Origin of the sequence: Rhizobium herbae, assembly GCF_019511375.1 — a bacterium.
GTDB classification, from domain to species: Bacteria; Pseudomonadota; Alphaproteobacteria; order Rhizobiales; family Rhizobiaceae; genus Pararhizobium; species Pararhizobium herbae_A.
In genome coordinates, this window is the sequence record NZ_JAEUAO010000001.1 from 811,370 (window position 1) to 837,194 (window position 25,825).

The 25,825-nt window shown below is 62.1% G+C and carries 22 protein-coding genes; 7 read left to right on the plus strand and 15 right to left on the minus strand.

Features of this window, described 5'->3' with window-relative positions:
• Positions 1–619 precede the first annotated feature (619 nt).
• Together JNB71_RS04030 and JNB71_RS04035 are read left to right on the plus strand one after the other, a co-directional pair.
• Positions 620–1,870 (plus strand): GGDEF domain-containing protein, encoded by a 1,251-nt coding sequence (locus tag JNB71_RS04030; RefSeq protein ID WP_220370526.1) that lies wholly within the window; start codon positions 620–622, stop codon positions 1,868–1,870.
• A gap of 76 nt (positions 1,871–1,946) precedes the next feature.
• Positions 1,947–2,438: a CreA family protein gene (locus JNB71_RS04035; RefSeq protein ID WP_431028313.1), complete on the plus strand. Its 492-nt coding sequence runs from the start codon at positions 1,947–1,949 to the stop codon at positions 2,436–2,438.
• A 6-nt stretch (positions 2,439–2,444) separates the two neighbouring features.
• On the opposite strand, the gene pncA is transcribed toward JNB71_RS04035, so the two are convergent.
• From pncA to JNB71_RS04050, 3 genes are all read right to left on the minus strand, one after another.
• On the minus strand, positions 2,445–3,074 hold the full coding sequence (pncA, locus tag JNB71_RS04040; protein ID WP_220370528.1) for a bifunctional nicotinamidase/pyrazinamidase: 630 nt from the start codon (positions 3,072–3,074) through the stop codon (positions 2,445–2,447).
• A 179-nt stretch (positions 3,075–3,253) separates the two neighbouring features.
• Positions 3,254–3,718 (minus strand): chemotaxis protein CheW, encoded by a 465-nt coding sequence (locus JNB71_RS04045; protein ID WP_018326507.1) that lies wholly within the window; start codon positions 3,716–3,718, stop codon positions 3,254–3,256.
• Between the two features lie 2 nt (positions 3,719–3,720).
• On the minus strand, positions 3,721–5,697 hold the full coding sequence (locus JNB71_RS04050) for a methyl-accepting chemotaxis protein (protein WP_220370529.1): 1,977 nt from the start codon (positions 5,695–5,697) through the stop codon (positions 3,721–3,723).
• A gap of 263 nt (positions 5,698–5,960) precedes the next feature.
• Here JNB71_RS04050 and JNB71_RS04055 point away from each other — a divergent pair, with 263 nt between their 5' ends.
• From JNB71_RS04055 to JNB71_RS04075, 5 genes are all read left to right on the plus strand, one after another.
• On the plus strand, positions 5,961–6,119 hold the full coding sequence (locus tag JNB71_RS04055) for a hypothetical protein (protein WP_220370530.1): 159 nt from the start codon (positions 5,961–5,963) through the stop codon (positions 6,117–6,119).
• Positions 6,120–6,222: 103 nt separating this feature from the next.
• A complete protein-coding gene (locus JNB71_RS04060) occupies positions 6,223–6,822 on the plus strand; it encodes an SCO family protein (RefSeq protein WP_220370531.1) in 600 nt (199 codons plus the stop codon).
• An 18-nt stretch (positions 6,823–6,840) separates the two neighbouring features.
• On the plus strand, positions 6,841–7,971 hold the full coding sequence (locus JNB71_RS04065; protein ID WP_220370532.1) for an FAD-dependent oxidoreductase: 1,131 nt from the start codon (positions 6,841–6,843) through the stop codon (positions 7,969–7,971).
• Positions 7,972–8,042: 71 nt separating this feature from the next.
• Positions 8,043–8,921 carry a 50S ribosomal protein L11 methyltransferase gene (locus JNB71_RS04070; protein WP_220370533.1) on the plus strand — a complete coding sequence of 293 codons (879 nt, stop codon included), beginning with the start codon at positions 8,043–8,045 and terminating at the stop codon, positions 8,919–8,921.
• 827 nt (positions 8,922–9,748) lie between these two features.
• The gene (locus JNB71_RS04075; RefSeq protein WP_220370534.1) at positions 9,749–11,584 is read left to right on the plus strand and encodes an aminopeptidase P family protein; all 1,836 of its coding nucleotides are present in this window, start codon (positions 9,749–9,751) and stop codon (positions 11,582–11,584) included.
• Between the two features lie 168 nt (positions 11,585–11,752).
• Here the strand turns inward: JNB71_RS04075 and JNB71_RS04080 are convergent, their stop codons facing one another.
• From JNB71_RS04080 to ftsZ, 12 genes are all read right to left on the minus strand, one after another.
• The gene (locus tag JNB71_RS04080) at positions 11,753–12,064 is read right to left on the minus strand and encodes an AzlD family protein (RefSeq protein ID WP_220370535.1); all 312 of its coding nucleotides are present in this window, start codon (positions 12,062–12,064) and stop codon (positions 11,753–11,755) included.
• A 2-nt stretch (positions 12,065–12,066) separates the two neighbouring features.
• Positions 12,067–12,783 (minus strand): AzlC family ABC transporter permease, encoded by a 717-nt coding sequence (locus JNB71_RS04085; RefSeq protein WP_220370536.1) that lies wholly within the window; start codon positions 12,781–12,783, stop codon positions 12,067–12,069.
• Between the two features lie 163 nt (positions 12,784–12,946).
• Entirely contained in the window at positions 12,947–13,768 is an 822-nt protein-coding gene (panB, locus tag JNB71_RS04090; RefSeq protein ID WP_220370537.1) for a 3-methyl-2-oxobutanoate hydroxymethyltransferase, read from the minus strand.
• A gap of 2 nt (positions 13,769–13,770) precedes the next feature.
• Positions 13,771–14,646, minus strand: coding sequence for a pantoate--beta-alanine ligase (panC, locus tag JNB71_RS04095; RefSeq protein WP_220370538.1), 876 nt, complete (start codon positions 14,644–14,646; stop codon positions 13,771–13,773).
• A gap of 274 nt (positions 14,647–14,920) precedes the next feature.
• A complete protein-coding gene (locus JNB71_RS04100) occupies positions 14,921–15,676 on the minus strand; it encodes a fumarylacetoacetate hydrolase family protein (protein WP_220370539.1) in 756 nt (251 codons plus the stop codon).
• A gap of 205 nt (positions 15,677–15,881) precedes the next feature.
• A complete protein-coding gene (locus JNB71_RS04105; RefSeq protein ID WP_220370540.1) occupies positions 15,882–16,886 on the minus strand; it encodes an inorganic phosphate transporter in 1,005 nt (334 codons plus the stop codon).
• Positions 16,886–17,530 (minus strand): DUF47 family protein, encoded by a 645-nt coding sequence (locus JNB71_RS04110; RefSeq protein WP_220370541.1) that lies wholly within the window; start codon positions 17,528–17,530, stop codon positions 16,886–16,888. Before JNB71_RS04110 ends, JNB71_RS04105 begins: the two co-directional genes overlap by 1 nt.
• Before the next feature lie 106 nt (positions 17,531–17,636).
• A complete protein-coding gene (gene ligA, locus JNB71_RS04115) occupies positions 17,637–19,796 on the minus strand; it encodes an NAD-dependent DNA ligase LigA (protein WP_220370543.1) in 2,160 nt (719 codons plus the stop codon).
• A 105-nt stretch (positions 19,797–19,901) separates the two neighbouring features.
• Positions 19,902–21,575 carry a DNA repair protein RecN gene (recN, locus tag JNB71_RS04120; RefSeq protein ID WP_220370545.1) on the minus strand — a complete coding sequence of 558 codons (1,674 nt, stop codon included), beginning with the start codon at positions 21,573–21,575 and terminating at the stop codon, positions 19,902–19,904.
• A gap of 84 nt (positions 21,576–21,659) precedes the next feature.
• Complete coding sequence (locus JNB71_RS04125; protein ID WP_220371138.1) at positions 21,660–22,493, minus strand: outer membrane protein assembly factor BamD; 834 nt, start codon at positions 22,491–22,493, stop codon at positions 21,660–21,662.
• A 232-nt stretch (positions 22,494–22,725) separates the two neighbouring features.
• The gene (gene lpxC / locus JNB71_RS04130) at positions 22,726–23,658 is read right to left on the minus strand and encodes a UDP-3-O-acyl-N-acetylglucosamine deacetylase (protein WP_220371139.1); all 933 of its coding nucleotides are present in this window, start codon (positions 23,656–23,658) and stop codon (positions 22,726–22,728) included.
• A gap of 344 nt (positions 23,659–24,002) precedes the next feature.
• On the minus strand, positions 24,003–25,799 hold the full coding sequence (ftsZ, locus tag JNB71_RS04135; protein WP_220370547.1) for a cell division protein FtsZ: 1,797 nt from the start codon (positions 25,797–25,799) through the stop codon (positions 24,003–24,005).
• Positions 25,800–25,825: the final 26 nt, after the last annotated feature.

The following is a 25,825-nucleotide window of genomic DNA, read 5'->3' on the forward strand; positions in this document are numbered from 1 at the left end:
GATCGATCAGAAGAATGACAAAGTATGGTAACCAATTCCTTTACGCTGGCCCTCGAACGAACGAGGAGGGAGAGGCGGGAAGACGGGCAGCAGTTGCGGCATATAAAAAGGCGAAGAAGGCTACGCCCTCCCCGCCCACGACATCATGGTCCAGCGGACATGCGGTATGCATCGACAGCAGCACGGAACCCAAGATTCGAGAGGCTGCATCTGCGCCTGGTCTCAAACCTCAATTTTTGGCGATATTATGGACGCGAAGCGGTGGGCGGGTTCTTTCTCGGCCAGGACTGCATGCTTGGCCTGTGTTCCGATACGATTTGATAGAGCGCAGTCCGCAGTTTCCACTGCGTGCAAAAAGTTGTGGCAGGCTTCACGATGGCAGGTCGGCCCCTCGCCGATGAAGCGCATTCGGGGTGGTTGCGACGCCTAGATCTGCGGTAGCCAGCGACAATCCTCCCTGAATGTGTGAAGAGCGGTGGAAATTGAGGGGAAGTAACCGGCTTGGATAAAATTGCAGCGAATTTCGGCCGAAAAAATTAAAGTGCCATGACTACGAGTTCAGGCTTATCCGCGCAAACGGACCAAACCTTTTAAGCGCCGCCCGGCAGGAATTCGCCCCATGAGTTTTCTTTCCGCCATCGCCGTCATTTCCCTTGCGATAATGTTTCCCGTGCTGCTGTTGCTGCGCAAGAGCGGCGCGCCGGGCGTTGGCAGTTTCATCCTCGCCTGCGTTTTCTCGACGCTTTGCGCCGGCGCCAGCCTTGCATCGACGGCGACGCCACCCTGGTTCAACGCGGTGGTCGGATCGACGCTGATGGTCGCTGCGTCTCTGGCCGCCTTGAACGGCTTTCGCGAATTCCTCGGGCGCAGGCCGCTCGGATTGCCGCTGCTTGTCGCAACCCTTGCCTGCACGATGATTGTCCTCGGCGTCCTCAATCATCTGTTCGAAAATACGGAACCGTCTTTCGCTTTCAGTGCCGCTTTGGCAGGGCTGGTCTATCTTCTCACCGGTGTCACGATCCTGCGCCATTGGTCGGGGCAAAAAGCGATCGCCCCTTATGTGCTGTTCTGCTGGTTGTCCGCCCTCGCACTGGCCGCCCTGCACGCCATTCGGGTCATTGGCGTAGCCGCCGATCTGGGCAGCGCCATCGAACCGCAGATATGGTCAACGGCGCTCGTGGCTGCCGGACACCTGATGATTCCGCTGTTCCTGCTCGGCGTCGTCCTGCTGCTGCACGGTTGGGTGATTGCCAATCTCCGTCATTTGATCGCCCATGACGAACTGACGGGCGCCCTGTCGCGGCGGGCCTTCATGGCCGAATGCGAGCGAATGTCCAACGCCGCCGCCGGTTTTGGCCGCCGGACCGCATTCATGCTGCTCGACCTCGACAGGTTCAAGCAGATCAACGATCAGCACGGTCACGCCGGCGGCGACGCGGCGCTTGGACACTTCACCAGAATTGTCAATCAGACACTTGCCGGCCGTGGCTTTCTGGGCCGTTTGGGCGGCGAAGAATTCGGCATCGTGCTGACCGGAGTCGGCCGCCCGGAAGCGGTCGCCCTCGCCGAGGCGATCTGTTCAGCGGTCAGAACAACACCAGCCAGCAACGGCAAAGGCAGCGCGATACCGCTGACGGTCAGCATCGGCATTGCCATCGCCGAGCCTGGCGGCGCATTGGCCGATCTGATGATGCAGGCGGATCTCGCGCTCTACGAAGCCAAGGCGACGGGACGCGACCGGTTGAGTATTGCCAACAGCCTGGAAGCGGCTTCCGCAGCCAGCGCCCGGGCGCTGGCCGGTGCCGCCGCGCAGATGCGGGCGGCGGCCATGGCGGTTACCTCGGCACAGCCCCTGTCGAACGTTGGCTGAGACCCGCCATGCGGCTTGCATTGTCAAGCGGCCATACTATGTCAGGGATACCGTCTCTGGAGAACATTCGATGCCGATGCTCCTTCGTCTTCTCACCGCCTGCGCGCTTATCGCGGCAAGTATCGCATCCCTGCCCGCGCAAGCCGAAACCGTCGGCGAGGTCGGCGTCGACTGGCTCGGCAACGATATCCTGATCGATGCGGTCACCGATCCGAAGGTCGCCGGCGTCACCTGCCATGTCACGTATTTCGACCGCAGCGTCATCGACCGTCTGAGAAAGGGCAATTGGTTCGAGGACCCCTCCAACAACTCGATCGCCTGCCGCCAGACCGGACCGGTGACGATCGGCGATATCGATCTCGGCCAGGAGGGCGAGGAAGTGTTTCGCGAAGGGCTGTCGCTGATCTGGAAGAAACTCGTCGTCAACCGCATCTACGACAAGAAAAACAATACACTGATCTATCTCGCCCATTCGCGCGAATTGACCGACGGTTCCGCCAAGATGTCGATCTCGACCATACCGCTTTTCGGACAGCCGGTGACATGGAAGAACGGCGCACCGAAGTAGACCGCGTCATCGCTCTGCGAGGACATCCCTGGACGTCATGATGCGCACGCCTGCAGCTGCCATTTCGGCAATTGCGGCCTGCACGCCGGCGGGATCGATGCCGCGGCTTGCATCGGCGATGAACCGGACGTCAACGCCGGGCATCATCGCCTTGGCGTCAAGCGCAGTCGCCTTGACGCAATAATCGGTGGCCAGGCCGCAGATATCGAGCGTGCCGACGCGCGCCCGCGCGAGGTAGCCGGAGAGCCCGGTCAGCGCGGCGTGATCATTGTCGCGAAAGGCAGAGTAACTGTCGACCTCGCGGTTTTCGCCCTTGCGCTGGATGTGGTCGATGCCCGCGAAGTTCAGGCCGGGGTGGAATTGAGCATCTCGAGTGCCCTGGACGCAATGATCCGGCCACAGCATCTGCGGCTTGCCGCTCAGCGTGCCCATCTCGAAAGGCTTCTTGCCGGGGTGCTGCGAGGCAAAGCTGCCGTGATCGGCCGGGTGCCAGTCCTGCGAGGCGACGACGAGATCATACCTGCCCTCGGCGATCAGCCGGTTGGCGACCGGCACCACATCTTCGCCATGCGGGACGGCAAGGTTGCCCCCCGAGCAAAAGCCATTCTGGATATCGACGAGCAGAAGGCATTTCACGGCAGTCTCCTACATTGCAACAACAGGTTCGGGCAGAGAAAGGCGCCCGTATTTCGCATCGCACAATAGACGGAGTGTCGGGAAAAACCAGCTGCTTCTGCCGATGATCAATCTACCACGAACGCAGCAAAACACCGCGCGGTTTCCCGCGCGGTGCCTGCCTTCTCGGCAATGACAGCTCAGGCCGCCTGCGCCAGTTCGTCGGCAATGACCGTGTCGAGGTTGAGGAAGCAGACCATGGTCTTTTCCAGTGCGACGATACCGCGGCAGAAGGCGCGCTGTGCCTCCGGAATGATCTCCGGCGCCGGCTGCAGGTCCTCGCTCTTGATGGTCATCATGTCGGAGACCTGCTCGACCAGAAGCCCAACCAGCTTGCCGGCGATATCGGTGACGATGATTGCCGAGCGCTCCGACGGCTCGGTCATCTTCATGCCGAGGCGGCAGGCCATGTCGATGACCGGGATGACAGCGCCGCGCAGGTTGATGAGGCCGAGCACATAGGGCGGCGTATGCGGCATCGGCGTCACCGGCGCCCAGCCGCGAATTTCGCGGATCGCCATGATGTCGATGCAGAACTCCTGATCGCCCAAGTGAAACGAAACGATTTCGAGATAGGCACCGGACTGCTTGATTGCGTTTGACATGATCAGAACTCTTCCCAGTTTTCAGCGGACCCCGATGCCTTCAGCACGGACGACGCAGGGCTGTTAAAGGCGCCCGCCAGCTTGCCCATCAAGGCCTTGGCGGGAGATGGCGCGGGCCGCGCCGTGGCCGATGTGGCGACGCGAACCGGTTGACGGATTTGCGGGGCGGACACGCCGCCACCGAGCTTGAACTGTCCGATCAGTGCGGTCAGGCCTTCGGCATCCTGTGCCAGCGTATGGCTGGCGGCATTGGTCTGCTCGACCATCGCCGCATTCTGCTGGGTCATCTGGTCCAGTTGGCCGATGGCGGTATTGATTTCCTGAAGACCTGTCGACTGCTCGCGGGCGGCCATGACGATCGAGGTCATGTGCTCGTTGATGCGCACCACATCCGTACCGATACGGCCGAGCGCCTCGCCGGTTTCCTGCACCAGGCGTACGCCTGTTCCGACTTCAGCGCTGGAGCGCCCGACCAGAACCTTGATATCCTTGGCAGCACCCGCTGCCCGCTGGGCGAGCTCGCGCACTTCCTGAGCCACCACGGCAAACCCCTTGCCCGCTTCGCCGGCACGGGCAGCCTCGACACCGGCATTCAGCGCAAGCAGGTTGGTCTGGAAGGCTATCTCGTCGATGACGTTGATGATCTTGCCGATTTCAGACGATGCGTTTTCGATCCGGGCCATGGCTTCGACCGCCTCGCGAACGATACGCCCCGATTCCTCCGCATTGGTACGCGTCTCGCCGACCATCTGGCTCGCCTCCTCGGCGCGCTGGGTGGCGGTGCGCACCGTGACGGTGATCTGGTCGAGCGCTGCCGAGGTTTCTTCGAGGGAGGCTGCCTGTTGCTCGGTTCGCTTGGCGAGATCGTCGGCGGCGCCGCGCATCTGCTGGCTGTTTGACTGGATCGAGCTGCTGTTTTCGCGGACGCTGGCAAGCACGCTCTGCAGCTTTTCGACCGTGTGATTGAAATCGAGGCGCAGAGTTTCGAGATCTCCGCGGAACGGCTGGTCGATCGTTGCCGTCAGATTGCCTTCGGAGAGGCGGTTCAGACCCTGCCCAAGCGCGGCAACCGCGGCCTGCACCTGCCGGGCCTCTTCCGCACGAGCTGCTTCACCCGCCGCGCGCTCGGCTTCATTTTCGCTGCGGCTGGCAGCAGCCGAGAGTTCAAGATCGCGCTTTTCGACGGCAGCTGCCCTAAACATCTCGACGGAACGGGCCATTTCACCGATCTCGTCGCTGCGATTGACCGCCTCTACTGCAGTTTCATAGTCGCCTTCCAGGATGCGCAGCATGCTGTCGCGCACGACAAAAACCCCCCGGCGAAGCACGTTGCCGTGGAAATAGAGCATGCCCAGCAGCGACCCCATGGCAAAGAGCCCAACGACGACCTGGAACAGGAGGGATTCGTGCGAGCGCTCCGTTGCATCGGCGACGCGCGCAGCCAGCGCCAGGCCAGCCTCTTCATAAAGTTTTCCAAGCGACACGGCCATGCGCTCGCCGGCGCCATCAATCGTATCGTCTATCGCAACGTAGGCATCCGCGGGAGCGCCCTCTTCCACCATTTTCTTCAGATCGACCCCAATGGCCTTGGTGATCTCGGCGAGATCGGCCTCGAATGACGCCATGATCTCCGGCTTACCGAGTGATGCGGCCAGTTCTATTGCGGCCGGCTTCCCGGCCTCCAGCACTGAGGTAAAATCAGCAATCGCCTTCAGCCGTTCCGGCGCGACCTGGCGCTCTTCGCGATCGACGATCGTATCCATCGCCACCAAGGTCAGCTCGACGCTGGCAAGCCGCATGGTCCCGGCGTTCTTGATGGCATCCTGCGCGATGATGGCGTTGTCGAGCGCTTGGCTGACATGCGAATTCTGATACCAGCCAACAGCCAGCATCGAGCCAAAGCCGATGAAGGCAGCCAACCCCAGAGTGCCGAGTCGCTGGCTGACGGAAAGTTTACGGTCGAGTTTTGCAGACGTCATACAGTATCCAGTTCGTGAGGCGGCAGCGAGCGTCGCGCGCGCAGGAAAAGGGAGCGATGATGCGGGAAACGGGCTGAAGCAAACCGGCGACGTCATGTCGGCAAGGGGTCAGGCACCCCTCCACGCGCTTAGAACATGGCAAACACAAATTAACCATTCGCTAAAATGAGGACCGAATTCTCGCGATCCGAAGGGCTTGGACCGCGCTCCAAACGTGCTCTCCACACCTTTCAATCTTCGACGCTGCCGGGTAACATGGCGGCATGCAGGACAATGCGAAAAAGCACCCGCCAACCCTGATGGTCACCGCCCTTGCCGGCGGGGGCGTCCTTCTGCTTCTCGGCGCTTTTCTCGGATGGATCGTCCAGGGGCCGGCAATCTTCCTGACCATGGCCGAAAACGGCCTTTCCTGGTGCTTCTGATCCTGCCTGCCGCATATTGACGCTGGCCACCCGAATGTTTGCAACCTGCGGTCCGAAGGTCTATCTGGGGCATGAATATTGGTTATATGGACCGGACATCATCATGAAAGCACTTCGCATCGTCCTTTGGGCTGCCGTCGCCATCGTCGCTTCTGCCCTCGGCTGGATGACCTATCAGATGACCGCCTCGAAAGACCAGATCGCGGCCGGTCCTTTCGGCGTGCCATTCGAGCTCGTCTCCCAGACCGGCCAACCGATTTCCGAGAAGGCTTTCACCGGCAAGCCGACGGCTTTGTTCTTCGGCTTCACCCATTGCCCGGAGGTCTGCCCGACGACCCTGTTCGAATTGAACGGCTGGTTGGAAAAGGTCGATCCGGAGGGCACCAAGCTGCAGGCCTATTTCATCAGCGTCGATCCCGAACGCGATACGCCTGAAGTCCTTGGCCAGTATGTCTCGAACGTTTCCAAGCGAATCACCGGCATTTCCGGTCAGCCGGACAAGGTGATGGAGATGATCAAGGGGTTCCGGGTCTACGCCAAGAAAATCCCGCTGGACGAGAAGAAGCCGGACGGCGATTATACGATGGACCACACCGCCTCCGTTTTCCTTCTCGATTCCGAAGGCAAATTCACCGGCACGATCGCTTACGGCGAAAATCCGGACACCGCGGTGAAGAAGCTGGAAAATCTGCTCAAGACATAAGATCGCCGCGAGGGGCCGATGGGGGAGCGCACCGGAAGGTCAATTCTGATTGCCGGCGCGGGGCCCACCGGACTTGCTCTGGCGCTCGAACTGGCGCGGCGCGGCTATCGACCCCGTCTGGTGGCAAACGCCCCCGGACCGGCACCGATCAACGAGAGCCGGGCGCTCGGTATCAACGCCAGAACCCTGACGCTTCTTGAAGCTTGCGGCGCCGCGCCCCTCATCCTGGCCGAGGCCCGGCGCCTGACCGAATTCAGGATATCTTCGGCAGGCAAGTCGCTGCTGACGATCGACACCGAAAAGTTCCGCGGCCCCTATTGCCCGATCTACGCATTGCCACAGGGCCAGACGGAGCGATTGCTGCTCCAGCGGCTGTCGGCTGTCGGCATCAGGCCTGAATGGTCAACGCACCTTCAGGCGGTGTCCGGCGATGTCAGGGACCCGATCGTGACGCTTCTGCACGCGGACGGCGGGGCAGAGACGGTGCTGCCGGACGTGTTGATCGGTGCGGACGGGGCCCATTCCGCCGTGCGCAAGGCCTGCGGCTTCGCTTTTCCAGGCGATGCGATCGCAGGCCGGTTCTTTCTCGCCGATTACCGCTATTCCCAGCCAGTCGATACCAGTTTCGTCCAGATGAATTTCCTCAATCCGGGCGTGCTCGGCCGCCTGCCGGTGTGCGAAGACAAGCTGCGCTACGTATCGACGATCGAGGATTTCGAAACGCGCATCGATCATCCGGCTACGGTCCTGGAACGGACATGGGCATCGGACTTCACCATCAGTTTCCGCCATGTCGAAGCGATGAGCCGCGGCAATGTCTTTCTTGCCGGCGATGCCGCCCACGTGCATTCGCCGGCAGGCGCGCGGGGCATGAACCTCGGCATCGAGGACGCCTGCTGGCTCGCCTGGCTGATCTCCGAAGGACGCGAACAGGACTATTCCAGCCTGAGAATGCCCGTCGTCAAAACCGTGCTCAGGGAGACGCGGCGCAACACCACCTTCATCACCCTGAAGAATCCCCTGCTGACCGGTCTACGTTCCCTGCTGATGCCGCTGTTGACCAGCATTCCCGGCTTCTCCGCCGCGGCGCTGCGCAATGTTTCTGGCCAGGATACGCCACCGCCACCCTGGATTCCCGACGCCAGGTAGTCCTGCGCTTTACCTTTGATCGGCGGGCATGCTAGAGCGCGCAGGCCGCCCGCCTATCAAGGATCAAGACATTGAGCGATCTTCGCCTGTTCATCACCACGACCGAAAAGCAGTCGGAAGTCATCATGGACCTGATGACCGAAGCGTTCGAGGATGACGGCTACGCCATCGCCACGATGGAGATGGATGAAAAGAAAGACATCTGGGAGGCGTCGCTCTACATCGATTTCGACGAGGAAGACGAGATGCGGGCGCGCTTCGCCGAAGTCGTCGCTCCACATTTTCCCGATGCGACGATCGAGCGGGAAGTCCTTCCCGACGTCGACTGGATCGCCAAGTCGCTGGAGGGCCTCTCGCCGGTGCGCGCCGGCCGTTTCCTCGTGCACGGCTCGCACGACCGCGACAAGGTGCGGGTCAACGACATCGCCATCGAGATCGATGCCGGGCAGGCGTTCGGCACCGGCCACCACGGCACGACGGCGGGCTGCCTCGAAGTCATCGAAACAGTGATGCGCGCCCGCAAGGTCCGCAACGCGCTCGATCTCGGCACCGGCAGCGGCGTCCTGGCGATCGCGGCGCGCAAGCTGAAGCCCATTCCGGTCCTTGCAACCGACATCGACCCGATCGCCACACGTGTCGCCGCCGAGAATGTGCGCCGCAACGGCATCGCCACCGGCATCACCACCATTACCGCTCCCGGGTTCCACTCGCCGGCCTTCGCCGCCCATGGTCCCTTCGACCTGATCATCGCCAACATCCTTGCCCGCCCGCTGATCAAGATGGCGCCGCAACTTGCCGGCCATTTGGCGCCCCGCGGCTCGGTCATCCTGTCGGGCATCCTGGCATCGCAGCGCTGGAAGGTGCTGTCGGCCTATAATGGCCAGCATCTGCGCCATGTCCGCACCATCTGGCGCAATGGCTGGGTGACGATCCATCTCGACCGTCCCTGACGGGTGGCATTTTAAACGTCCGAACAATGAAAAACCCGCCTGTCCGTCATGGACAAGCGGGTTTTTCAAAACAAAGGCGATGCCGAAGCACCGCCCGCTGACCGGCAAGCCGGTCATGTCCGCGAGCTTGAGGAGGAGGAGCGCTCAAGCGGACCCTTCATGATCTGAAATTGGCCACCCGGAGGGAGGAGGAGAAGGGCGACCAACCATATACAGACCATGCAGCTCTTGCCTTTCGGCATTCGCGTGAACAACAGACCTGCGTCCGTGTTCGTTGAGCGGGTTTATAGACTATTTGTGAAATGGGTCTAGGTGCATTGCAGCATGGGAGCCATGCACACGACGCATAAGTATGATAATTGTGACGGTTCAGACGCTGGAGGACAGATGCTGGCGACAATCCTACCTCTCATCGGCCTGATGCTCATCGTCTGGGCTCTGGGCGCGGTTCTCTGGTCGATGCGTCGGGGAAAAAGGCAAAGCGGGACCAAATGGCCCGCCCTACCCCGTCATCAACGCCTCGGAAGAGGAGATGCAACGCCGGCTCGACGATCGCTGGTCGCAGAACAATCAACGGCTGACATCGGAGGTTATCCGCAAATTCCTTGACGGCTAGGCAGGAAACACGGGCTTTCGCAGCTTCGCCTGTTTCCTCTACAGCGCCGCGCGTCTTACAAGACGCGCAAAGGGACTTTGAATTGCTGCGTGGTTTTGTCCTTGAATCGGCCAGGATTTAAGGAAACATGCAGTAGGGTGCCCGCAGCCTTTCAGGAATCGGTCCTTTCGCCAGGGCTCCTCTTGGGACCGACCCATCGCAGGAAAATCAGATGTTCCAGTCTTTCGAAGTCACCTCCACTCCCCAGTTCGGCAAGGAGCGTGTCACAGCATTGCGCGCCGCGCTGGCCGCCCTGAACGTCGACGGCTTCCTCGTTCCCCGCGCCGACGAATTCCAGGGCGAATATGTCCCTGCGTCGGCCGAGCGCCTGTCCTGGCTGACGGGCTTCACCGGTTCCGCCGGCATCGCGCTCATCACGCAGGAGCAGGCGGTTGTCTTTGTGGATGGCCGTTACGTCACCCAACTCAGGGAGCAGGTGGACGGCACGGTGTTCGAAGGCGGCGACCTGGTCGGCGAACCGCCGCATCTCTGGCTTGAGCGGCACGGCAAGAAAGGTTTTCGCCTTGGCATCGACCCGTGGCTGCATACGGGCGCCGAGGTGCGCAAGCTCCAGAAGGCGCTCGAAGGACTAGGTGGCACGCTCGTGTTCCTCGACCACAATCCCCTTGACCGGCAGTGGGCTGACAGGCCCGCAGCGCCGCTCGGCCGCGTCAAGATCCAGCCGCTGGATCATGCCGGCGTGCTGGCCAAGGATAAGCTCGCGACAATGGCGCAGGACGTTGCCAAGGCCGACGCCAGCGCCGTGGTGCTGACCGACCCCTCGTCTATCGCCTGGACCTTTAACATCCGCGGCAGCGACGTGCCGCACACGCCGCATCCGCTGGCCCGCGCCATCGTTCATGCCGATGGCAGGGCCGATCTGTTCCTCGACAAGCGCAAGACAGGTATCGAGGAGGAAGCCTATCTCACCCAGCTTGCGAACCTTGAGGCCCCCGCCTCGTTCGAGGATCGTGTCGCAGCGCTCGCAGCGACCGGCGCCAGGATCATGATCGATCCGGAGCACGCGCCCTTTGCGCTCGCCGAGCGCATCCGCGTGAGCGGCGGCACGGTGATCGAGGCGATCGACCCCGCCCGCCTGCCGCGCGCCCGCAAAAACGCGGCAGAACTCGAAGGCTCAGCCCGCGCCCACCTGCAGGACGGCGTGGCCATGGTCGAGTTCCTTGCGTGGCTCGATGGGACCCAACCCGGAACCATCACGGAAATTGCCGCGGTCGAAAAGCTGGAAGCCTGCCGCGCGGCTGTCGGCGAGCGGATGCAGAACCCGCTCAAGGACATTTCCTTCGACACGATCTCAGGCGCGGGCGAACATGCGGCGATCATGCACTACCGGGTGACGACTGAGAGCAATCTGACCATTGCCGACGGAACGATGTTCCTGATCGATTCCGGCGGCCAATATGTCAACGGCACCACCGACATCACCCGCACCGTCGCGATCGGCACCGTGCCGGAAGAACAGCGACGTTTCTTCACGCTGGTCCTGAAGGGGATGATTGCCATCAGCCTCGCCCGCTTTCCCAAGGGCTCTCGCGGCGTCGACCTCGATCCGCTGGCCCGTATCGCGCTTTGGAAAGCCGGGGCCGATTTCGCCCACGGCACCGGCCACGGAGTCGGCTCCTATCTCTCGGTGCATGAAGGGCCGCAACGCATTTCGCGTGCCTCAACGCAGGAACTGCTGCCCGGCATGATCCTGTCGAACGAGCCCGGTTATTACCGCCCCGGCGCCTTCGGCATCCGTATCGAAAATCTCGTGCATGTGCTGGAGCCAACCTCGATCGAGGGTGGCGACCTGCCGATGCTCGGCTTCGAGACGCTGACCTTCTGCCCGATCGACCGGCGTCTGGTCGTGACCAGCCTGCTGACGGACGAGGAACTCGCCTGGCTGAACGCCTATCACGCCGAGACGCACGAAAAACTGTCGCCGCTGATCGCGGACGAAAAAGTGCTGGAGTGGTTGAAGGCGGCGACGGCGTCGCTGGAGCGATAAGAATCCCGTCGTAGTTGGAAGAGTTTGCGATTGCCCCTCACCCTAACCCTCTCCCCGCACGCGGGGAGAGGGGATGACGGAGGTCGCCGCTTGTCCCTTCTCCCCGTCAAAACGGGGAGAAGGTGGCCGACAGGCCGGATGAGGGGCAACTCCGACGTGATTCGCTCCCTACAGGCTCCAATACCGAATCGTCATGACGGCGAGCCAGCCGATGGCCAGCATCCAGAGAGACGAAACCCGCAGACCGACGACGAAGGCGACGAGCATGGCGGCTGCGACATCGAAGCCGCCATAAACGAAGGCGGGCGCGACTAGCGTCGACAGGACGGCAGCAGGCACCGAATTCAGCGCCGCTTCCATGCGCGGCGGAATGCGCTTCATCTGCGTGATCATCACATAGCCGCCGATGCGGGTAAGGAACGTCGCAACGGCTGCCGCTAGGATGATGTAGATCAACTGCATGTGCTCTGAGCTATCCATGATCATACCTCGTGTTCCAAGGTGACCGGCTCTTCATGCCGCTTCGGCAGCGGCAGGCAGCCGGCAAGCAGGATGCCGGCGATCGCGCCGATGCTGACATGCCAGGGCGAGCCGACGAAATGCATGGCCGCAATGGATGCCAGCGAACTGGCGGCGACGACCGGCAGCCAATTGTCCCGCTTGCGGAAGCCGAGAACCAGACCCATGAAGTAGATCGGCAAGAGCACGTCGAGACCGATCGCACGCGGTTCTCCGATCATCTGCCCGAAGATTGCCCCGAGCAGCGTCGTGATCTGCCAGGGTATATAGATGATCATCGCAAAGCCGAGATACCAGGTAAACGTCACCGGTTCACCGCGCTCGGCCCGCTTCTCGGTTTCGGCATATTGCGGATCGACCAGCAGGAAGAAGGTGAAGAACTTCTGCACGGCGGAAAAATGCCGGATATGCCGCGCGATCGATGCCGAATAGAGGATATGGCGAAAATTGACCGCGAAGATCGAAAGCACGATCAGCCAAGGCTGGACCTTGTGGCCGAACAGCTCGATGCCGACCATCTGGCTGGCACCCGCATAGAGCGTCGCGCTCATGAACACCGCATCGAAGAGCGAAAAGCCGTTGTCGATCGCAAGCGCACCGAACAACGCCCCAAACGGCGATGCCGACACCATGACGGGAAAACCGCCGCGAACACCCTGCCAGAAATCGTCTTGCGTCATGAGGGAAACTTTCCGGAACAGCCAGCGCTCAAGCCACGCCCTTCCCGAGCGTGGAGCGCACAGATAGGCCGCGACCGGCCGCGGAACAATTCAATAAGATTGATGCAGCAATCCGAATTTCTGATCGAACCGGACCGGGCAGGCGCCCGGTCCCATGCGCCCCTCAGCGCTTGAGCTGAAACGTGTGCTCGATACCGGGAAAAGTCCGCGCCTTGACCTCGTTGGCATAGGCTTCGAAGGCCGCGGAAATCTGCGGCGCCAGTTCGGCGAAATGCTTGACGAAACGCGGCTTGAACTCGCTGAAGATGCCCAGCATATCGTCCGACACAAGGATTTGCCCGTCGCAGGCCGGCGACGCGCCGATGCCGATGGTCGGTGCTCTGAGCTCGGCGGAAATCTCTCGCGCCAGCGGTTCGATCGTGCCCTCGACGACGATGGCAAAAGCCCCCGCATCGTCGATGGCCTTGGCATCGCGCCTGATCTTCGCCGCTTCCTTGTCGTTGCGGCCAACCGAGCGGTAACCGCCCATCGTGTTGACGAGCTGCGGCATCAGCCCGACATGGCCGAGCACCGGGATGCCGCGCTGGGTGAGAAAATCGACCGTCTCGGCCATCTCCGCGCCCCCCTCGAGCTTCACCGCGCTGCAGCCGGTCTCCTTCAGCACGCGCGCTGCGGTGGCGAAAGCCTGCTCCTTGGACTCCTGGTAGGAACCGAAGGGCAGATCAACGACGACGCACGCCTTTTCCGAGCCGCGCATGACGGCCTGGCCGTGCGCGATCATCATGTCCAGCGTGACGCCAACGGTCGAATCCAGGCCGTAGAGCACCATGCCGAGCGAATCGCCGACCAGCATGAAATCGACATGCGGATCAAGCAGCCGGGCGATAGGCGTGGTATAGGCCGTCAGGCTGACGATCGGCCGTTCGCCCTTGAGCGCCTCGATGTTGCCGGGGCTGAGGCGACGCTTCATTGCCTGTACACTCATGCTTAGGCCACCTTTGCAAATTTTGCGGTTTTCGGCGTGAAAACCCGATTATCGAGCAGTTTGGTGCTCCCGAAACGGACAAAAAGCAACAGAAGAACCGGCTTTCCGCCGATCTCCGTCACTGTGTGCAGTGTTTCCGGATCACGAATAGCAACCACTTCCGGCACGGCCAGAGGTTCCGAAGCGATGAAATCCGCAATTGCCTTTTCGAGGGCCGCGACCTCCGTCAGCCCGGCGGCGATCAGCCGCTCCGCCTCATCGAGTGCCTTCGGCACGATCGCCGCAGCGGCCCGTTCCGCGGGTGTCAAGTAGACGTTGCGCGACGAGCAGGCGAGGCCGTCGGCTTCGCGCACAGTCGCAACGCCGACGATCTCGACCGGTTGCGCCAGATCCTCGACCATGCGGCGAATGATCTGCAACTGCTGGAAATCCTTCTCGCCGAAATAGGCGCGGTCCGGCTGGACGATATTGAAGAGCTTGGTGACGACAGTGGCGACGCCGGCAAAATGGCCGGGTCGCACAGAACCTTCAAGCTCGCTGCCAAGCGTTGGCACATCGACCACGGTTTCCATCGGCCGCGGATACATGTCGGAGACACCGGGCGCAAAGAGGAAATCGGCGCCGGCTTCGACGAGCATCGCCTGATCACGGGCGAGATCGCGCGGATATTTCGCCAGATCCTCGTTGACGCCGAACTGCAACGGATTGACGAAGAGGCTGACGACGACGATGTCATTCGCCGCCCTCGCGCGACTGACCAGTTCCATATGGCCGACATGCAGATAGCCCATGGTCGGCACCAGGCCGATGCTCTTGCCGGCGCGGCGATGGTCCGCAAGACGGGCGCGCAAAGCTGCAATCGTGGTGATCGTTTCCATCCCGGGATCCTCCAATCCGCCTACAGCGCCGCGCGTCGAACATGACGCGCAAAGGACGCCGTAGAATTTTGAAACTGCTGCATAATTACGCCCTCAAATCGAATCCGATGTAAGTAATTATGCAGTAGGCTGCCGCCTTAGACGTGGCGGCTGGCTCCTGCCGGATTTCACGGGCGCCCCGCAAAATCCGGCGCGATTTCCCTAACGTGTGCGGTGCAAAAAGACAATTCAAGAATTGCCTGAGGAGAAATAGGAGCCCGGCGCAGCGGGACAATCATTTGCCGCGCGTTTTGACCGTCTGCTCGATGGCGCCGAAGATGGAGTGTCCGGTCCGATCGTTCATCTCGATGCGAAGGGTATCACCGATGGAAAGGGCGCCCTCGGTCTTGCCGAGACCTGTTCCAATGATGCTGCCGGCGAGCAGCGGGTGAAGAGCTGCTGCCGCAGCGATCGCGCTTGCAGGCTCCTGCTTGCCGCTGCTGCCGCTATCGACGGCTTTTCCGTTGCGGCGGACGAGCAGTGCGAGGTCGCCGCTATTCCAGCCCTCGTCCAGTTCGTCGGGCGTCACGGCAACCGGAGAAAACGTCGAGACGGCCCTCCCGTTGCCGACCGAAATGTCACTGGCAAGCAGAACGAGAAGAACGCCATCCTTCGCATCGGCACTGGCGACCTGCGCCTCGACGTCGCCGGTAATGACGGCGACCTGCGCGGTGACAGCGATGTCGGACGCCCCCTCGGCAAGTAAGAGGGCATCGCGCGGTCCGGAAAAACCACCGGAGCCGCCGGTCGAGAAGAAGGCGCGCGGCAACGGCGAAGCAGCATCATGCTCATGGAACCGCATGGTCGGCTGCGAGCCGCTCTCCACGCCGATCGCGACCTGCTGCAGTCGGGGGGCCACATAGGCCCAGTCGTCCAGTGCCGCCTGAAGCGTACGGGCGATATGGCCGACTTCCGAGCAGCGCGTGAGATCCTTCGATACCACGACGAGTTTTCCGTCCCGGGTTGAATCCTTCAGGGTAGCAAGCTTCATGGATGGGTGTTCCTCGGTTCCGTTCAAAAACGGCGGCTCTGCGGTCGCCTGCACCTATAGGATACTATTTGACGGCGGGTGTCGCGCCGAATTTGCGGGGGGCGCTTGAGAAGCGGCGTGACGCCACAATGCGCTCCCGACGCTGCCACAACGGAAATGCGCTGTCTGCAGCCGGACGGATTTGCGGCGGAGCGTTGACGAACGGCTAGCCCAGCAGGCCTGCGGCGTAATAGAAAAGAGCGGAAATGATCGCCGCCGACGGCAGCGTGATGATCCAGGCGATCACGATATTGCCGGCAAGCCCCCAGCGCACGGCCGACACACGTCGTGCGGCACCGACGCCGATGATCGCGCCGGTGATCGTGTGCGTCGTCGAGACCGGGATCCCGAGCCAGGTGGCGCCGAACAACGTGATGGCACCGCCGCTTTCCGCGCAAAACCCCTGCATCGGATTGAGCCGGGTGATCTTCGAGCCCATCGTATGAACGATCCGCCAGCCACCGAAGAGCGTGCCGAGCGCCATGGCCGACTGGCAGGTGATCACCACCCAGAACGGCACGTGGAAGGTCGGGCCGAGATGGCCCTGGCTGAACAACAGGACTGCGATGATGCCCATGGTCTTCTGCGCATCATTGCCGCCATGGCCAAGCGAATAGAGCGAGGCCGAAAGGAACTGCAGGCCGCGGAAGCTGCGATCGACGGCAAACGGCGTCTGGCGCAGGCAAATCCACGAGACGATGAGAACGAGCATGAGGGCCAGGAAGAACCCGATCATCGGTGACAGGAAGATCGCGCCGACCGTTTTCAACAGGCCGCTGAGCACGATCGCATCGCCACCGGTCCTCGCAAGGCCCGCACCGACCAATCCGCCGACCAGCGCATGCGACGAACTCGAGGGAATGCCGAAGATCCAGGTGACGATGTTCCAAATGATCGCGCCCATCAGGGCGGCGAAAATCAGCTGCGGATTGACGATCGCCGGATCGATGATGCCCTTGCCGAGCGTTTCGGCTACATGCAGGCCGAAGAACAGGAAGGCGATGAAATTGAAGAACGCCGCCCACATCACCGCATATTGCGGCCTCAGCACGCGTGTCGAAACAATCGTGGCGATCGAATTCGCCGCGTCGTGCAGACCGTTGAGGAAATCGAAGAACAGCGCGATGCCGATCAGACCCGCGAGCAGCGGAAAGGCGAGCGTGGCCTCCATCAGACGTTCTCGATCAGGATGCCGCTGATTTCATTGGCGACGTCTTCGAAGCGATCGACGACCTTCTCGAGCTCGCCGTAGATTTCGCTGCCGATGATATAGGCCATCGGGTTCGACGTGCCGTGATGACGGAACAGGTCCTTCAGACCCTCTTCGTGCAATTCGTCGGAACGGCCCTCGACGCGGGTGATTTCCTCGGCGATGGCGCTGAGGCGCGCGGCATTCGTGCCGATGCGGTCGAGCAGCGGGATCGCCTCGGCGATCAACCGAGCCGCCTCGACGACGAGGACGCCCATTTCTTGCATGCCGGGATCGAAACTCTTCTGCTCGAACAGGCGGATGGTCTTCACCGTCTTGTGCATCATGTCGATTGCGTCATCCATTGACTGGATCAGATCCTTGATGTCGCCGCGGTCGAACGGTGTAATGAAGCTGCGGCGGACGGCCAGCATCACTTCGCGCGTGATGCCATCGGCCTCGTCCTCCAGCGCGATGATGCGGTTGCAATGCGCGTCATGATCGCCCTCGCCGGCAAGCAGCGCCCGCAGCGCATCGGCCGCGCCCGCGACGGTACGCGAATGCGCATCGAAAAGGTCGAAGAACTTGTCCTCGCGCGGCAGAAGTTTGCGAAACCAACCCAGCATTGTTCAATCACCCGTCTTCGCCATTGTCACGAAACTGTCATAAATCGACAGTCCTCATAAAGAAGACAGTGACGCAAGGGAAGCTTTCCGAGCTGTTGAAGCGGGGTTACCCACCGATCAGGACAAACCAGCCATCCTCATCGGTGGTTTCGACGCCGAGTTCACGGGCTTTTTCCAGTTTCGAACCGGCGCCTGGGCCGGCGACGAGCAGGTCGGTCTTCTTCGACACCGATCCGGCAACCTTGGCGCCCAGCCGTTCCGCCATGGCCTTCGCCTCGTCGCGAGTCATTTTTTCAAGCGAGCCGGTGAAGACGACGGTCTTGCCGGCAACCGGGCTCGAGCTTGAAACAGGCGCCTCTGCGTCAAGCGGTGTGACCTGTTCCAGAAGGCGCGACACGACGTCGATGTTGCGCGGCTCCTTGTAGAACTCGACGATCGCCCGGGCGACGACCTCGCCGATGCCGTCGATCGTGTTGAGATCGCTCCAGGCTTCCGACGTCGTGTCCGCAGCGGCCTTCATCGCCTCGGAAAAAGCGGCGTAGCTGCCATAGGAGCGCGCCAAAAGCTTTGCCGTCGTCTCGCCGACATGGCGGATGCCGAGCGCATAGATCAGCCGATGCAAGGCCACCTGCCGCCGGTCGTTGATTGCGTCATAGAGCTTGCGAACGCTGACCTTGCCGAAACCGTCGATGTTTTCGAGCTTGGTGAGCGGCGAGCCGCTCTGCCGCTTCTCCAGCGTGAAGATGTCCGGTGCCGTCTTGATCGACAGCGCGGGATCCTCCGCCTCGAAGAAGAAATCGATCTGCTTGGAGCCCAGCCCCTCGATGTCGAAAGCATTGCGGGAGACGAAGTGCTTGAGATGCTCGACGGCCTGCGCGCGGCAGACAAAGCCGCCGGTGCAACGGGTCACCGAATCAAGCTTGCCGGTCTTCTCGTTACGCTCGCGCACCGCGTGGCTGCCGCAGACGGGGCAGATCTTCGGGAACTGGTAGCGCTCCGCCGTTGCCGGACGTTTTTCCATCACGACATCGAGAACCTGCGGAATGACATCGCCGGCGCGCTGGACGATCACCGTGTCGCCGATGCGGATATCGTGCCCCTCCTCGCGGATGCGCTCGCCACTGTTGCCGATGCCCTCGATATAGTCGGCATTGTGCAGCGTCGCGTTGGTGACGACCACGCCCCCGACCGTGACCGGCGTCAGCCGGGCCACCGGCGTCAGTGCCCCCGTACGGCCAACCTGGATGTCGATGTTCTCGACGGTGGTGAACGCCTGCTCGGCCGGGAACTTGTGGGCCGTTGCCCAGCGCGGCGAGCGCGAGCGGAAGCCGAGGCGCTGCTGCAGGTCTAGCCGGTCGACCTTGTAGACGACGCCGTCAATATCGTAGTCGAGATCGGGACGCTTGAGGCCGATATCGTTGTAATGCTCAAGGATCGCCTCTATCGACGACAGCCGCTGCATCAGCGGATTCACCGGAAAGCCCCAGCTCTTGAAGACCTCGACCATGCCGAACTGAGTATCGGCCGGCATCTCGGAGATCTCACCCCAGGCATAGGCGAAGAACTTCAGCTTGCGGCTGGCCGTGATCGTCGGGTCGAGCTGGCGCAACGACCCGGCTGCCGTGTTGCGCGGATTGACGTAGGTCTGCTTGCCTTCTGCCGCCATCTGCTCGTTGAGCGCCAGGAAATCGCCCTTGGCCATATAGACCTCACCGCGCACCTCGACGACCGCAGGGGCATCGGACGGAAGCGTCTGCGGGATTTCCTTGATGGTGCGGATATTGGCGGTGACATTCTCGCCGGTCGTGCCGTCGCCGCGCGTGGCGGCGCTGACGAGCCTGCCGCTCTCGTAGCGCAAGGACATGGAAAGGCCGTCGATCTTCGGCTCGGCGGTGAACGCAATGGAATTGTCCGGCAAAAGGCCGAGGAAGCGGTAGACGCTGGAAATGAAATCCCTGACGTCGTCGTCGGAAAACACGTTGTCGAGCGACAGCATCGGCCGGGCATGGGTGATCTGCTGGAAGATCGCCGAAGGTGCCGCGCCGACCTTCCGCGACGGGCTGTCGGCGCGAATCAATTCCGGAAAGCGGGCCTCGATCTCCTCGTTGCGCCGCTTCAGCGCGTCATAGTCCGCATCCGAAATCTCCGGCGCGTCCTTGCCATGGTAGAGCGCATCGTGATGCGCAAGCGCCTTGGCCAGCCGCTCCAGCTCGGCGGCGGCATCTTCGAGCGTCAGGTCTTCAACGGCAACGGATTCGGTCGACATGCTGGACTCCCTGTTTTGGGAGTCGTTTTAGAGAAATTTCGAGGAATGGGAAGACGTTGAAGCCCTCCACGCTCGATGGATCCTCCCTCTCAAGGGATCGTAAAATTAAACGTTCCCAGCCAGCAGCCTCGCTGCCGCCGCCCTCGCCTCCTCGGTCACCGAGGCGCCGGCAAGCATGCGGGCGATTTCCTCGGTGCGGGCGTGGTCGTCCATGCGGGCGACGCGGGTGGCGATGGCTTCGGATTTTTCCGCCGACGGGCCCTTGGAGATCAGCAGATGCGTCGCGGCGCGGGCCGCCACCTGCGGGGCATGGGTCACGGAGAGCACCTGCACGTTCTTCGACAGCCGCTTCAGCCGCTGGCCGATGGCATCCGCCACGGCGCCGCCGACGCCGGTATCGATTTCGTCGAAGACTAGGGTCGGCGCCGAGCCGCGATCGGCAAGCGCCACCTTCAGCGCCAAGAGGAAGCGCGAGAGCTCGCCGCCCGAAGCCACTTTCATGATCGGCCCCGGGCGCGTACCGGGGTTGGTCTGTACGTGGAACTCGACCACGTCGATGCCGTCTGCCGTGGCGGCGTCCGGGTCGGATGTCACCTCCACCATGAACCGGGCCCGCTCCAGCTTCAAGGCCGGAAGCTCGGCCATCACCGCTTCCGAGAGCGCCGTCGCCGTGTTGTGGCGCTTGGCGGAGAGTGCGGCGGCGGCGGCATCAAAGGCGCGCTTGGCGAGGCCAAGCTGCGCGTCGAGCTGCTTCAGCTTTTCCTCGCCGGCGTCGAGATCGGCAAGATCGGAAATCATCTTCACGGCGAGTGCCGGAAGCGCGGTTACCGGGACGGAATATTTGCGCGCGGCGGCCCTGAGGGCAAACAGGCGCTCCTCGACGCGCTCCAGTTCCTTCGGATCGTATTCGGTTTTCCGAAGTGCCGCCTCGACAGCCATCTGCGCATCGGAAAGATGGTTGAGCGCGGTGTCGAGATATTCGACGGTTTCCTCGAGAAGACCCGGGGCCTCGTGGCTCTTGCGCTCGAGCCGGCGCACCAGCGAGGCGATCAGCGGAACCGGCGATGCATTGCCGTTGAGGAATTCGCTCGCCTCGTTGATATCGACGGCGATGCGCTCGGCCTTCATCATCCGCGAACGGCGTTCGGCCAGATCGTCCTCCTCGCCATCCTGCGGCGAAAGGGTCTCCAGCTCATCCACCGAAGACCGCAAATAATCGGCTTCGCGGGCGGCCGCCTCGACCTTCTCGCGGTGCTTCCTCAGCGTGCGCTCGGCGTCCTTCCAGACGCGATAGAGGCCCGCGACATTCTCCGCCTCTTCGGCAAGGCCGCCAAAGGCATCGAGCAACGTGCGGTGGGCATGGGTATCGACGAGAGCGCGGTCGTCGTGCTGGCCGTGGATTTCGACGAGCAACTGCCCCGCCTGGCGCATCAACTGGACGGAAACGGGCTGGTCGTTGACATAGGCCTTGGTGCGGCCGTCGGCCGATTGCACCCGGCGGAAAATCAGGTCGCCGTCATCGTCAATGCCGTTCTCGCGCATCATGAGGCGAGCCGGATGGCTCATGCCGACATCGAAGACCGCCGTCACCTGCCCCTTGTCGCCGCCGTGGCGCACCAAAGAACCATCGCCGCGCCCGCCGAGCGCGAGCGAGAGACTGTCGAGCAGGATCGACTTTCCGGCGCCGGTTTCCCCGGTTAGCACGGACAGTCCGGCGTCGAAGGACAGGTCAAGCCGTTCGATCAGGACGATATCGCGGATCGAAATCTGTGAAAGCATCCTGTTTCAAATCTCTTCGCCTGGGTCTTCGTTTTCATGCATGTCGTTGTCCCAAAACCGCTGTGCACGTTTGGGCGCCATGCATCAAGCGCCCAGAAGCTTCTTGCCCGCGCGCGAAATCCACGAATTGCCGCTTTCGCGCGGTTCGAGGCCGCCGGTCTGCAGCAGCTTGTAGGCATCGGCATACCACTGGCTGTCCGGATAGTTGTGGCCGAGAACCGCCGCCGCCGTCTGCGCTTCGCTGGTGATGCCCATGGCAAAATAGCTTTCCACCAGCCGCGACAAGGCTTCTTCCACCTGGTTGGTGTTGGGATACTGCTCGACCACGGTACGGAAGCGCGTGATCGCGGCAAGATATTCCTTGCGCTCGAGGTAATAGCGGCCGACCTGCATTTCCTTGCCGGCGAGTTGGTCCTTGGCAAAGCGGATCTTGGCCTCGGCATCCTCGACATAATCCGAATCCGGATATTTGGTAACGACAGCCTGCATCGCCTCGATCGTTCGCATGGCCGGTTTCTGGTCCTGCGTTACCGCCGGAATCTGCTTCGAGTAGGCGAGGCCGACGATGTATTGCGCGTAGGCCGCATCTTCGGATTCGGGATAGAGATTGAGATAACGGGTCGCGCCGTTGATGGCGTCCTGATACTGGCCGTTGCGGTAATTGACGAAGGACCGCATCACCAGCGCCTTGCGGGCATATTCCGAAAAGGGATGCTGCTGGTCGATCGCGTCGAACTTGCGCGCCGCTTCCGTCGTCTTGCCGGCATTCAGGTTGGCAAGGCCCTGATTGTAGAGGACATCCGGCGGATCCGTTTCCGCGGCCAGCTTGGTGATATCGATGTCGGGATCGTTCTGGCAGGCAGTTACCAGAACACTGGTCGCGGAAGCCGCAAGCGCAACGACAGCGACACGCGCCATCTTCTTCAATTCAAACTGGCCTGCAAATACCATTCGTAAATCCCAACTCGCACAGCGGTAAGAATACCGCCGCCTATGAACCGCGTTTTAGATCAAGATGCAACAAGACCGCAACGTCATGGCGATCGATTAACGCAATTTTGTGGCGACGGGATCATGAAAAAGCCGGTCGAAAGACCGGCTTTGGGCAAAATCAGCAACGGTTTTCCGCCTCCGCAGAACCCAATCCGACTTACGGAGCGTTGACGACCATCCCTTCGCGCGGGGCTGCACGCTGGCGCCGCGTTGCAGTCTCGACGATTTCATAAGCGGTCGGATCGCTCATCAGAGCCTTCAGTGCGTTCGCGTTCATCTTGTGGCCGCCGCGATAGGAACGGTAGCAACCGATGAACGGCATACCGGCCAGGGCAAGATCGCCCACCGCATCCAGCGTCTTGTGGCGCACGAATTCGTCCTTGTAGCGCAGCCCCTCGACGTTGATCACCGTGTCGTCGTCAGAGATGACGACCGAATTCTCGAGCGATGAGCCAAGACCGCGGCCTGCCGCCCACATGCGCTCGACATCGCGCATGAAACCGAAGGTGCGGGCGCGCGACAGTTCGGTCTTGAAGACCGAAGGCGTGATGTCGCCCTTCCAGTCCTGACGGCCAATCAGCGGGCAATCGAAATCAATCGCCACTTCGAAGCGCATGCCGTCATAGGGTGTGAATTCCGACCAGGAAGAGCCCGATTCGATACGGACCGGCTTGAGGATACGGATATAGCGGCGCTTGACGGCAAGGGCCTTGAGGCCCGTCTGTTCAATCGCCTCGATGAAGGGAGCCGAGCTGCCGTCCATGATCGGCATTTCGGCGCCGTGCACTTCGATGAGAAGGTTGTCGAGGCCAAGCGCGTAGATCGCCGCCATCACATGCTCGATCGTCGCGATCGAGGTGGCAGGAGAGAAGCCGAGAACGGTGCAGAGATCGGTGTTGCCGACCTGCGAGGACACCGCCCTGAATTCACTGATCGCCCGATCGCCGTCCATCCGCTGGAAGACGATACCGCTATCGGCTTCCGCCGGATGGAAGGTGATTGCTACTTCGGCGCCTGAGTGAACGCCTGTGCCGCTCAGAGTTACAGAGTTTGCAATGGTTGTCTGAAACCCAAGCAGTCCAATTCCCATTCCCATGCTTCTCGCCTTCAAAATGCTTCCTGGCGCTGCGGCCGAATTTCTCAAGGGACCCGAGCCGCACGCTTTCAAACGCCGCAAGACACACACTCGGAAAGCAGCGCCACGCGCCGCCAACCGGTCCAATCTGCAGCCTGCGATGCATCGAATCGCGGTTCAGCCCCATCAGTCCCAAGTGTGAAGATAGTTGCACGCGACCGTCATTCCAAATCACTGTTCGTTTCGGTTTGTTACGCTGGCCAAGGACAACATTAACCACTGAAAATAATTGATAATCCATAAAAAAATGCCCGGGCGCGAGCCCGGGCATTTCGGCAAGGTGGAAGGAGGGTGGAAAATCAGTTCGACTGACGGCGCAGGAACGCCGGGATTTCGAGCTGATCGTCTTCATGCACGCGCGGCTGCGAGACGGCGCGGGCACGATCCTCCAGGGGAGCAGCCCGGCGCGGCGCATAGACGCTCGCTTCCGGAGACAGCGGGCGGCGCTGCTGCGAGGCGGCGCTCGGCGCGCCTGCGGTCATGTCGGCCGTGACATTGTGGTCTTCCTCGTCGCGGCGTCCAAGCGAACTGGTGATTCGCTTCAGGAGACCCATGGGACCGCGTTCTTCCTGCGGCACCGGCTGGGCGCGATGCTCGGCCTCGGCTTTCACCATCGGCGGAAAGTCTTCCACCTTCGGCATGCGGACCGGCTCTGCCTGCTGGCGGATCACCGGCGCAATCGGCTCATGACGAACCTGGGCAACCGGCGCCTGAACGGCAGGCTGCGGCTGGTAAGCCACCGTTTCCACGGTGCGCTGGACCGGGGCAGCGGCCTGGACGGCCGGCTGCTCGACCGCGGCAACGCTACCGAAGAGCTTGCTCTGCGGGCGGAACTCTTCCTGCGCCTGCTGAACCGGAGCAGCGGCACCTCCGCGCGGCATCGACAGGAACAGCTCCCGTTCGAGTTCGGCTTCGCGGATCGCGCGGGCGATGTCGTCGGAGGTCTGCGCAGCGGCCTGAGCGACCGCCTGCTGGAGGACCGGAGCCGGCTGAACGGCAACCGGTGCCGGCTGCGGCTGAACGGCGACGGGCGCCTGCTGGACGGGAGCCGCCGGGATGGCGGCCGACGGGCGAACGATCGGCCTTGCTACCGGACGAAAGTCGGCGGAGCGACCAGCCACCTCCGCGGCCGTGCGATCGATGCCCGTTGCCACAACCGAAACGCGGATGAGGCCTTCGAGTTCTTCGTCGAACGTTGCGCCGAGGATGATGTTGGCATCCGGATCCACTTCCTCGCGGATGCGGGTCGCGGCTTCATCGACTTCAAACAGCGTCAGGTCGCGGCCGCCGGTGATCGAGATCAACAGGCCCTGAGCGCCCTTCATCGAGGTTTCGTCGAGCAGCGGGTTGGCGATCGCAGCTTCGGCGGCGGCCATTGCGCGGCCTTCGCCGGATGCTTCGCCGGTGCCCATCATGGCGCGGCCCATCTCGCGCATCACCGAACGGACGTCGGCGAAGTCGAGGTTGATCAGGCCTTCCTTGACCATCAGGTCGGTGATGCAGGCAACGCCCGAATAGAGAACCTGGTCGGCCATCGCAAACGCGTCGGCAAACGTGGTCTTGTCATTGGCGATCCGGAACAGGTTCTGGTTCGGGATGACAATGAGGGTGTCGACCGACTTCTGCAGCTCGGCGATGCCCTGATCGGCGAGGCGCATGCGGCGCTGGCCTTCGAAATGGAACGGCTTGGTGACGACGCCGACCGTCAGGATGCCCTTGTTGCGGGCAGCCTGGGCGACGACCGGAGCAGCACCCGTGCCGGTGCCGCCGCCCATGCCGGCGGTGACGAAGCACATATGCGTGCCGTTCAGGTGATCGATGATCTCATCGATGCATTCTTCAGCGGCAGCCCGGCCGACCTCCGGCTGCGAGCCGGCGCCAAGACCCTCGGTCACCGCGACACCCATCTGGATGATGCGTTCGGCCTTGGTCATGGTCAGCGCCTGGGCATCGGTGTTGGCGACGACGAAATCGACGCCTTCGAGGCCTGCCGTGATCATGTTGTTGACAGCGTTGCCGCCGCCGCCGCCGACACCGAAGACGGTGATGCGAGGCTTCAGCTCGGTGATATCCGGCTTTTGCAAGTTGATCGTCATTGTACCCGTTCCTTCCTGGTTTCTGG

What these genes read in the sequence shown, in the direction of transcription:
- JNB71_RS04105 (WP_220370540.1), bottom strand. Translation starts at nt 16,886, where the DNA reads ATGGAGGCCACGCTCGCCTTTCCGCTGCTCGCGGGTCTGATCGGCATC.
- JNB71_RS04125 (WP_220371138.1), bottom strand. Translation starts at nt 22,493, where the DNA reads ATGGCGCGTGTCGCTGTCGTTGCGCTTGCGGCTTCCGCGACCAGTGTT.
- panB (WP_220370537.1), bottom strand. Translation starts at nt 13,768, where the DNA reads ATGAGTGTACAGGCAATGAAGCGTCGCCTCAGCCCCGGCAACATCGAG.
- JNB71_RS04045 (WP_018326507.1), bottom strand. Translation starts at nt 3,718, where the DNA reads ATGTCAAACGCAATCAAGCAGTCCGGTGCCTATCTCGAAATCGTTTCG.
- JNB71_RS04110 (WP_220370541.1), bottom strand. Translation starts at nt 17,530, where the DNA reads ATGCTGGGTTGGTTTCGCAAACTTCTGCCGCGCGAGGACAAGTTCTTC.
- JNB71_RS04050 (WP_220370529.1), bottom strand. Translation starts at nt 5,697, where the DNA reads ATGACGTCTGCAAAACTCGACCGTAAACTTTCCGTCAGCCAGCGACTC.
- JNB71_RS04035 (WP_431028313.1), top strand. Translation starts at nt 1,947, where the DNA reads ATGCTCCTTCGTCTTCTCACCGCCTGCGCGCTTATCGCGGCAAGTATC.
- JNB71_RS04080 (WP_220370535.1), bottom strand. Translation starts at nt 12,064, where the DNA reads ATGGATAGCTCAGAGCACATGCAGTTGATCTACATCATCCTAGCGGCA.
- lpxC (WP_220371139.1), bottom strand. Translation starts at nt 23,658, where the DNA reads ATGGGAATTGGACTGCTTGGGTTTCAGACAACCATTGCAAACTCTGTA.
- JNB71_RS04085 (WP_220370536.1), bottom strand. Translation starts at nt 12,783, where the DNA reads ATGACGCAAGACGATTTCTGGCAGGGTGTTCGCGGCGGTTTTCCCGTC.
- JNB71_RS04060 (WP_220370531.1), top strand. Translation starts at nt 6,223, where the DNA reads ATGAAAGCACTTCGCATCGTCCTTTGGGCTGCCGTCGCCATCGTCGCT.
- JNB71_RS04030 (WP_220370526.1), top strand. Translation starts at nt 620, where the DNA reads ATGAGTTTTCTTTCCGCCATCGCCGTCATTTCCCTTGCGATAATGTTT.
- JNB71_RS04075 (WP_220370534.1), top strand. Translation starts at nt 9,749, where the DNA reads ATGTTCCAGTCTTTCGAAGTCACCTCCACTCCCCAGTTCGGCAAGGAG.
- JNB71_RS04100 (WP_220370539.1), bottom strand. Translation starts at nt 15,676, where the DNA reads ATGAAGCTTGCTACCCTGAAGGATTCAACCCGGGACGGAAAACTCGTC.
- JNB71_RS04065 (WP_220370532.1), top strand. Translation starts at nt 6,841, where the DNA reads ATGGGGGAGCGCACCGGAAGGTCAATTCTGATTGCCGGCGCGGGGCCC.
- recN (WP_220370545.1), bottom strand. Translation starts at nt 21,575, where the DNA reads ATGCTTTCACAGATTTCGATCCGCGATATCGTCCTGATCGAACGGCTT.
- ligA (WP_220370543.1), bottom strand. Translation starts at nt 19,796, where the DNA reads ATGTCGACCGAATCCGTTGCCGTTGAAGACCTGACGCTCGAAGATGCC.
- panC (WP_220370538.1), bottom strand. Translation starts at nt 14,646, where the DNA reads ATGGAAACGATCACCACGATTGCAGCTTTGCGCGCCCGTCTTGCGGAC.
- JNB71_RS04055 (WP_220370530.1), top strand. Translation starts at nt 5,961, where the DNA reads ATGCAGGACAATGCGAAAAAGCACCCGCCAACCCTGATGGTCACCGCC.
- ftsZ (WP_220370547.1), bottom strand. Translation starts at nt 25,799, where the DNA reads ATGACGATCAACTTGCAAAAGCCGGATATCACCGAGCTGAAGCCTCGC.